Consider the following 7,689-nt stretch of genomic DNA (forward strand, 5'->3'; position numbering starts at 1 on the left):
AAGGTCCCTCCGATCTGGTCAGATACCGGCACCGGTCATAGGTTTGAGGTGGGGAGAGGGGTACCGGATGCCGAGCGAGGACGACGGCAGGGTCGCCGTGGAGCCGCAGTCGTCCACGTCGGACCGCCTGCGCGGGCTTCTCCGCGCCATCGAGACGGTGGTCGGCGAGATCGAGCTGCCCGTCGTCCTGCGCCGAGTCGTCGAGGCGGCCGTCGAACTGGTGGATGCCGAATACGGGGCTCTCGGCATCATCGCCGCCGACCGTTCTTCCCTGGATCAGTTCATCCACGTCGGCCTCTCGTCCGAGCAGGCGGATGCCATCGGGCACCTCCCCCGCGGACGCGGTGTCCTCGGAGCCGTCATCGCGCACCCCGCGCCGATCCGCCTCGACCATCTCGGGGGCGATCCGCGGGCGGCGGGCTTCCCCGCCCATCACCCGCGCATGGAATCGTTCCTCGGGGCACCGATCCGCGTGCGCGGTGAGGTGTACGGCAACCTGTACCTGACGAACGCACGGCGGGGCGCGTTCTCGTCGGAAGACGAGGAACTCGTCCGCGCCCTGGCATCCACCGCGGGTTTCGCGATCCAGAACGCGCGGCTGTTCGACGAGGCCCGGGCGCGCGCGACGTGGATGACGGCGACGGCGGAACTGTCCGCGGCGATCCTCTCCACCCCGCCGGACAACGTCTACGACCTGCTGGCGGGACGCGTCGCCGACCTGGTCGACGGGAGTCTCGTGACGGTGCTCGTCCCGGTCGAGGGGACGATGACGCTCCGCGTCGCGGCCGCGCGAGGTCCTCGGGAGGAGGACGTCCTGGGCGTGACCGTCGACGAGGAGGGGAGCATCGCGGGCGCGGCGATCGAGGACGACGGCGCCCGGGTCGCCACCGTCGCCGCAGGGGAGCACCCCGATCCGGCGTTGCTCCGGGTCGACCACGAGACCGGTCCCGCCATCGCCGTCCCCCTGCGCACGCGGCACCGGACCCGCGGCGTGCTGTGCATCGCACGGGCCCCTGGCGAGCGCGGGTTCACCGCCGTCGAACTCGAGGTGCTCGGCAGCCTCGGCGCGCAGGCGAGCATCGCGGCGGAACTGTCCCGCGCGCGCGGAGCTCAGCAGCGGGCGATGCTCACCGACGAACGGGCGCGTATCGCGCGGGACCTGCACGACCACGTCATCCAGCAGATCTTCGGGGCGGGCCTCACGCTCCAGTCGATGGCGGCGACGGTCGACGGCACGCGCGAACGGAACCGTGTGGACGAGGTGATCCGTCAGCTCGACGACGCGATCACCCAGATCCGCACCGTCGTGTTCGCCCTGTCGAGCCGCGACGGGACGTCCCTCCGCCATCGCCTCATCGACGTGGTCGCGGAGGTGTCGGGAGCGCTGCGCCGCCCGCCCGCGCTGCGGTTCGCCGGTGCGGTCGATCACACGATCCGCGGCGCTCTGGCGGACGATGTCGTGGGCGTGGCGCGGGAGCTGCTCACCAACAGCGTGCGCCACGCCGGTGCCGACACCATCGCCCTGGACGTCGGGATCACGGGGCGGGACGTGTCCGTCGTCGTCACCGACGACGGCACGGGGATCCGCGACGAACGACGCAGCGGCCTGGCCAACCTCACGCAGCGTGCCGCCGCTCGCAGGGGGTCGCTGACCCTCGACACCGGCCCGGACGGCACGCGCGCCGAGTGGCGCGTTCCGCTCGAGGACGCCGAGGAACGGAGATCGACCCGATGACACGCGTCTTCCTCGTCGACGATCACGAGATCGTCCGGCGCGGTCTGTCCGACCTGATCGACGGGACGCCCGGACTCGAGGTCGTCGGCGAAGCGGGCACCGTGCGCCAGGCGCTCGCCCGCATCGAAGCGGCCCGGCCGGATGTGGCGGTGCTCGACGTGCGCCTCCCCGACGGCAGCGGCATCGACCTCTGCCGGCAGATCCGATCGTCGATGCCGCAGGTCGCGTGCCTCATCCTCACGGCCTACGACGACGACGCCGCGACCTACGCCGCCGTGCTCGCGGGGGCGTCGGGGTACCTGCTGAAGAACATCGCCGCGATGCGGCTGCTCGAAGACATCCGCGCCGTCAGCACCGGCCGCACGCTGCTCAACGGCGCGGCGGCGGCCCGGGCCGCGGCGAGCATGCGAGACGGATCCCGTGACGACGACCCGCGCTGGGGGTCCCTCGGGATGCGCGAGCGACAGGTGCTCGCGCTCATCGCCGACGGACTCACCAATCGTCAGATCGGCGAACGTCTGGGCCTGGCGGAGAAGACGGTGAAGAACTACGTGTCGTCGCTGCTGCTGAAACTGGGGGTGGAGTCGCGCACGCAGGCGGCCGTCCTCCGACTCGGGCACCCCGACCTCTGAGGCGCGGGACCTTCGGCCCTCCCCGCGCCCGCGCCCCGCGCCTACGCTCGGGGCGTCCGGAGGGAGTCACGCCATGGAACGAATGGTGCTGGGGTTCGATGGCAGCCCCGCGTCCGAGGTGGCGCTGGAATGGGCCGCGGAACGCGCGCGCGGCGAGCGGGTCGAGCTCGCCGTCGTCCTCGTGACGAACATGTTCCTCTCCGACCGCGTCGAAGCGGATCGGATCCTGGATGCCGCCGTCCACCGCTGGCACTCCTTGGCTCCGGATTCACCGGTCGACGTCGTCCGACTCGACGGGGTGATGCCCGCGACCCTGACCGACTCCGCCCGCGGCGCCGGGCTGCTCGTGCTCGGGATCCGGCCGGGATCGCGGAGGCGGTCCGTTCTCGGGGGAGGGATGCCGCTGCGCGCGGCGCTCCGATCCGGTGCGCCGACCGTGCTCGTCCCCGAGGGGTGGACGGCCGGCGACGATCCGGTCGTGGTCGGGCTGGACGATGACGACTCCTCGCAGGAGGCCGTGCATTTCGCGGCGGCGGCGGCCTCCTCGGCCGAAGTGCCGCTGCGTGTCGTGCACTCGTGGCTCATGGGCGGATCGCACGTGCAAGGGACGACCGCTGTGCAGCCGAGCCCGCACCGGGTCGCCGCAGAGCACGCCCGGATCCTGGATGCCGCCGTCGCGCGCGTCCGCGCCGACTTCCCCGACCTGGAGGTGCGGCCGGAGCTGGTGCGGGACAACCCCACCTCCGCGCTCACGCGCGCGGCCGCCCGGTCGAGCCTGGTCGTGATCGGGTCGCACGGCCGCGGTCTCGTCGCCGGAGCCCTGCTCGGCTCGGTCGGACAGGATCTCGTCGGAAGTCTGGAGCGACCGATCGCGGTCGTACCCGCCTCGACGCGGGGCGTCTGAGCCCGGACGCCGCTCCCCGGAAGGAGCGGTGCGGCTCAGGCGCCCTTCGCCGGAAAGCTCGACGCGGGCACCACCGCGATCGGGCATCCGGCGTGCCACAGCAGATCCCGATCGACCGAGCCGACGAACGGCCCCGACAGGACCCCTTCCCGATGCGTGCCGACCACGATCATCGCCGAGTGCGGGGCCTGCTGCAGAAGGGCCGCCGCCGGGTCGGAGCGCACCAGATCCGCCTCGATGTGCAGCGCCGGGAAGCGCCGGCGCACGGACCGGACGGTGGCGTCGAGCAGCTCGCGGTGCTCCACGAGGATGCGTTCCGGTTGCACGAGCAGCGCCGCGGCGCCGTCGACCGACGGTTCGGGCAGGCGCCAGGCGTGGACGATCCGGAGCCGGCCGCAGGTCGTCTCCGCCTCGCGGGCCGCGAACGTCACGGCCTCGGCCGAGGACACATCGTCCTCGAGACCGACGGTGATCGTCCCGGGACGCGGCACCCAGCCCGCGGGCACCACGCACACCGGCGGCTCGGTCCGCGCGATCACCCGGACGGGCAGCCACCCGCCGACGGCGGCACGGACGGGATGCTCGGGATCGACCCCGATGACGAGCAGGTCCGCGTGCGCCGATACGTCGCGGAGCGTGTCCGCGACGCCGCCCTTCGCGCGGTGATACGTCGCGTCCTGGCCGGGGGCGGCGGCCCGCAGCACCCGCTCGGCGTTCCCGAGTGGATCCCGCTGCGGCGTCGTGTGCGCGTCGGCCGATGCCACGACGTGCACCACGTCCACGTCGGCCGCGTGACGTGAACACCGATCGGCGACCCACGCGAGCGCGGATCGTGCCGCGTCGCTGTCATCGACCCCGACGACGATCTTCTCCATGGCGCCCTCCCTCGCTCCGCACGGTAGGCGCCGCGCCGCGCGGGGCGAGGGTCGAAGGTCCCGCGGGGGCACGGGACCCCGTAGCGCTCTCAGCCCCGATCCACCATGGTGCAGGTCGTGAGGAAGGAGATCAGCTTCGTGCCGTCGTCCGTGCGGAACAGCTCATCCAGCGCGACGTTGAACTCCTCTCGTCGCGCGAAGGGAATGTTGATCGGCTCGAATCCCGACTGGATCAGCGCGCCGGTCATCATGATCCTGGCGGTGCGCTTGTTTCCGTCGAAGTAGAACTGCGACCGCGTTGCGGACGCGAAGTAGACGAGCGAGCGCGCTCGCGCATCACGGAGCGCGCCGATCGCGGCGAGAAGGTTCGTGTAGTCCTGCTGCAGTCGTTCGCCGTTCTCACCCGCGGGGTCCCCGTCGACGGACCCGCCGTCGGAGAGTCTCACGGAACCCCCACCGCCGACACTGCCCTCTCCCCGGAAGGTGCCCGACTCGATCGCTTCGTGCCTCGCGACGACACCGTGTATGCGGTCGCTCATCTCCTTGCGCAGGGAGAAGCTCCCGTCGCGCACCGCCGTGAGCATGAGGTCCATGGCTTCGCTCAGGGCGAGGATCTGCTCGGCCTCCTCCAGCCGCTTTCCGCCGACGGTCACACCGTCCAGAAGGGTCTGCACCTGCGGCAGCGTGAAGGTGTTGCCTTCCAGCGCCGCGGCATTCCACACGAGGTCGGGCAGCGACTTCTCCAGGCGGAAGAGCGACCTCTCGACATCGGAGGGTGCGATGAGTTCGAAGTCGATCGCATCCGGGCGCCACACGATCCGGCCCGTGCGTTGCTCCCGGGCCGCGTCGTCCGCGAAGGGATCACGGACGGCGGGTCGCGCCCGACGTCGAGCTCGGTTCTCCTCTGCGCGCCGGGCGAAGTCCGCGGAGGTCCTCCCCCATTTCTTCGCCGACTGCTGCTCTTCGTTCGCCTCAGCCACCGTTCACCACCCCTCCGTGATCTCATCAGCGAGATGTTCGTATCCCAGACCAGACAGATCGATCGCCGCCTGGATCGGCGAAACGATGTACTGCTCCCAGATCGGCGGCATCATCATGTCGAGGAAATACGCCCGCATCGTGGGCGCGACCAGGATGCCGGCCGGTTGATACGCGTCGGCCTCGCGCATCGTCGCGGACAAGCGCTCCGCAACCGCATCGGCATCCGTCGACCATGCGACCACCGGGCCGGGATCCGGGGCGTGACCGAGATAGACGAGAGCCGCGGCGACGCCGGAGAGCGCGCCGGTCGACGGACGCAGTGCGCTGTGAGCAACCTCGATCGTCTGCTCCTGCGTGAGCCCCGGCTTCGGCGCGAAGAACCGCGCGCCCTTCCGATGCTGTGGGGCCGCGTATCGGCCAGCGAGTTCCAGCAGCCGCCTGTGGTCGGAGCCGGCGTGACGCTCGAGCCGAGCAATCCATTCCTCGATCCGCCGACCTTCCTCCGCCGACGCTGTCTTCGTCGCGACAAGATCCTCGAGGCCCGGGGTGGCTGGATCGATCACGACCCGCGCGGCCACGGCGGCCGCCGGATCGCTCGCGGGAACGAGCCGTAGATCGATGTCATATCCGGCAGCGAGTGCGAGTTCGCGCAATGTCTCCATCGTCGGCGAGGACACCCCATCGCGCACCCGGCGCACGGTCATGCGGGAGAGTCCGGTGGCACGAGCGGTGGCTGACGGCGTGCTCCCGAGCTTCTCGATGAGCGATGAAACATCCATGTTTCAATGGTAACAATGATGTTTCGCGTGGAACAATGATGTGTCGGTTGCCGCTCGGCCGTCGCGCTCCACTCCCGAAGGAAGGTCTCCCCGTGGTATCCGCATCAACCGTGCTCGAGCGCATCGTGACGCCGATCGACGGAGAGTCCCTCGGCGCCTACGGCGTCCACGTCGCCCTCGGAAACGACGTCGCAGAGCGCCGGTGGCGCAGCGACGACCGAGTGAACATCTACTCGGTGTCGAAGGGGGTCAGCGCCCTGGCCGCCGGTATCGCCGTCGACGAGGGGATCCTGACGCTCGACACGCGCGTCGGCGAGATGCTCCCGGACATGCAGCTCGGCACGGGCGTCGAGTCGGTCACGCTGCGCCACCTCCTGACGATGACCAGCGGGATCGACTTCGCGTGGTTCGGGCGCGAGCCCGCGCCCTGGCCCGACCTCGCACAGGAGATGCTGCGTCGCCCCACGCGGGGCCCCGGCGAGGTCTTCCAGTACTCGGATGCCAGCACCTATGTGGCGATGCGTCTGCTCGGCGCGGCCGTCGGCGACGTGCGCGACTGGCTGCTCCCCCGGCTCTTCGATCCGCTCGGCATCGACAACCCACAGTGGCACCGCTGCCCGAACGGGTGGATCGTCGCCGGCAGCGGTCTCGAACTGCGCACCGAAGAGCTGTCGCGGATCGCCCGCGTCCTGCGCGACCGGGGCCTCTGGCGGGGGGAACGGATCGTGAGCGCCGAATGGGTGGATGCCATGCGCACCGGCGTCGTCGACACCGGCGGTGACGGCGACTTCTCGCGCTACGGTCTCGCGACCTGGGCCGGCCCCGGCGACGGGTGGCGCCTCGACGGGCTGTACGGCCAGTACGCCTACATCGCGAACGACCGGGACGCCGCGGTCACGATCACGGCGCACGAAGAGGAGCGACCGCACCGGCTCGTGGAGATCGCGGCGGCGGCGCTGCAGGGCTGAGCCCGGGCGCGCGTCCCTGCCCGACTAGAGTCGGCCTGTGGGCAGTCCGGCGGAGTCTCCGCACGCGGAGTACGACCGCTGGATCGCGCGGCGCGAGCGATGGGGTGCGCGGTTCGCCCTCTTCGGGCGGACCGTGTTCGCCATTGTGGCGGTGGCGTTGACGGTCGCCCTCGTGATTCTCCTGATCGTCACCCTGATCGACGTCGCACAGCCCCGGGTCTGGGGCACATTCACGCAGACAGGCTGCGAGGCGAGCGCGCGCCGCGGCTGCCGCCCCTTCGGCACCTGGGCCAGCGACGACCGAACGATCGTCTGGGACCACGTCTATCTGAACGGGTGGACCGATGGCACCGGCAGAACACGGGCCGCCTACCAGCCGACCGCGATCCTCGGCTCCGACGTCGTCAACGCCCCCGTGTTCACCTTCGCAGCGCCGGTGCTCTTGGGATTCCTGCTGGTCTGGTGGGGGGTCGTCGTGCTGCGCACGGCCGCCTCATGGGGGTACATCGCCTTCCCCCGCAGCCGCTGGCTCGGCGGACGCAGTGGTCCTCGGAAGCGACAGGGGACGCTCGGCATTCGCGGGTCTTTTCGACGCCAGTACCGGCAGTCGCTCGCCCGCGCCAGAGCGGGCGACGCAGCAGCCGACTCTCGCGCGGAACAGTGACGTCTCACAAACGCAGATCAGCCCCGCTCGAAAGCGGGGCTGATCTGGTGAAAGTGGCGGGCACGCTGAGACAGCGTTGGAACCACGACGCGTGGGCTGCTGTTAGCGCTGCCTTAGCGCCGTCGGATGCGGCTGTAGTCGATCCGTCCGG

General features: G+C 70.9%; 8 protein-coding genes. 5 read left to right on the plus strand and 3 right to left on the minus strand.

Annotated elements, in window-relative coordinates; all coding sequences use genetic code 11:
- The first annotated feature begins 67 nt into the window (after nucleotides 1-67).
- The 3 genes from BW982_RS07940 (at nucleotide 68) to BW982_RS07950 (ending at nucleotide 3,271) form a co-directional block, all read left to right on the plus strand.
- On the plus strand, nucleotides 68-1,735 hold the full coding sequence (locus tag BW982_RS07940) for a sensor histidine kinase (protein WP_076491657.1): 1,668 nt from the start codon (nucleotides 68-70) through the stop codon (nucleotides 1,733-1,735).
- A complete protein-coding gene (locus tag BW982_RS07945) occupies nucleotides 1,732-2,367 on the plus strand; it encodes a response regulator (RefSeq protein WP_076491659.1) in 636 nt (211 codons plus the stop codon). The genes BW982_RS07940 and BW982_RS07945 overlap by 4 nt, the downstream gene beginning before the upstream one ends.
- A gap of 73 nt (nucleotides 2,368-2,440) precedes the next feature.
- Nucleotides 2,441-3,271 (plus strand): universal stress protein, encoded by an 831-nt coding sequence (locus tag BW982_RS07950; RefSeq protein WP_083696556.1) that lies wholly within the window; start codon nucleotides 2,441-2,443, stop codon nucleotides 3,269-3,271.
- 35 nt (nucleotides 3,272-3,306) lie between these two features.
- Here the strand turns inward: BW982_RS07950 and BW982_RS07955 are convergent, their stop codons facing one another.
- The 3 genes from BW982_RS07955 to BW982_RS07965 form a co-directional block, all read right to left on the minus strand.
- Nucleotides 3,307-4,146: a universal stress protein gene (locus tag BW982_RS07955; protein ID WP_076491663.1), complete on the minus strand. Its 840-nt coding sequence runs from the start codon at nucleotides 4,144-4,146 to the stop codon at nucleotides 3,307-3,309.
- An 89-nt stretch (nucleotides 4,147-4,235) separates the two neighbouring features.
- Complete coding sequence (locus BW982_RS07960; RefSeq protein ID WP_217693666.1) at nucleotides 4,236-5,126, minus strand: Fic family protein; 891 nt, start codon at nucleotides 5,124-5,126, stop codon at nucleotides 4,236-4,238.
- Nucleotides 5,127-5,129: 3 nt separating this feature from the next.
- Entirely contained in the window at nucleotides 5,130-5,906 is a 777-nt protein-coding gene (locus BW982_RS07965) for a helix-turn-helix domain-containing protein (RefSeq protein ID WP_076491665.1), read from the minus strand.
- 92 nt (nucleotides 5,907-5,998) lie between these two features.
- Between BW982_RS07965 and BW982_RS07970 the strand changes: the two genes are divergently transcribed.
- A complete protein-coding gene (locus tag BW982_RS07970; RefSeq protein WP_076491667.1) occupies nucleotides 5,999-6,874 on the plus strand; it encodes a serine hydrolase domain-containing protein in 876 nt (291 codons plus the stop codon).
- A gap of 37 nt (nucleotides 6,875-6,911) precedes the next feature.
- Nucleotides 6,912-7,538 carry a hypothetical protein gene (locus BW982_RS07975; protein ID WP_076491669.1) on the plus strand — a complete coding sequence of 209 codons (627 nt, stop codon included), beginning with the start codon at nucleotides 6,912-6,914 and terminating at the stop codon, nucleotides 7,536-7,538.
- The last annotated feature ends 151 nt before the right edge of the window (nucleotides 7,539-7,689 follow it).

It is taken from the genome of Microbacterium sp. RURRCA19A, from assembly GCF_900156455.1.
Classification (GTDB): domain Bacteria; phylum Actinomycetota; class Actinomycetes; order Actinomycetales; family Microbacteriaceae; genus Microbacterium.

What these genes read in the sequence shown, in the direction of transcription:
- BW982_RS07965 (WP_076491665.1), bottom strand. Translation starts at nt 5,906, where the DNA reads ATGGATGTTTCATCGCTCATCGAGAAGCTCGGGAGCACGCCGTCAGCC.
- BW982_RS07950 (WP_083696556.1), top strand. Translation starts at nt 2,441, where the DNA reads ATGGAACGAATGGTGCTGGGGTTCGATGGCAGCCCCGCGTCCGAGGTG.
- BW982_RS07955 (WP_076491663.1), bottom strand. Translation starts at nt 4,146, where the DNA reads ATGGAGAAGATCGTCGTCGGGGTCGATGACAGCGACGCGGCACGATCC.
- BW982_RS07940 (WP_076491657.1), top strand. Translation starts at nt 68, where the DNA reads ATGCCGAGCGAGGACGACGGCAGGGTCGCCGTGGAGCCGCAGTCGTCC.
- BW982_RS07945 (WP_076491659.1), top strand. Translation starts at nt 1,732, where the DNA reads ATGACACGCGTCTTCCTCGTCGACGATCACGAGATCGTCCGGCGCGGT.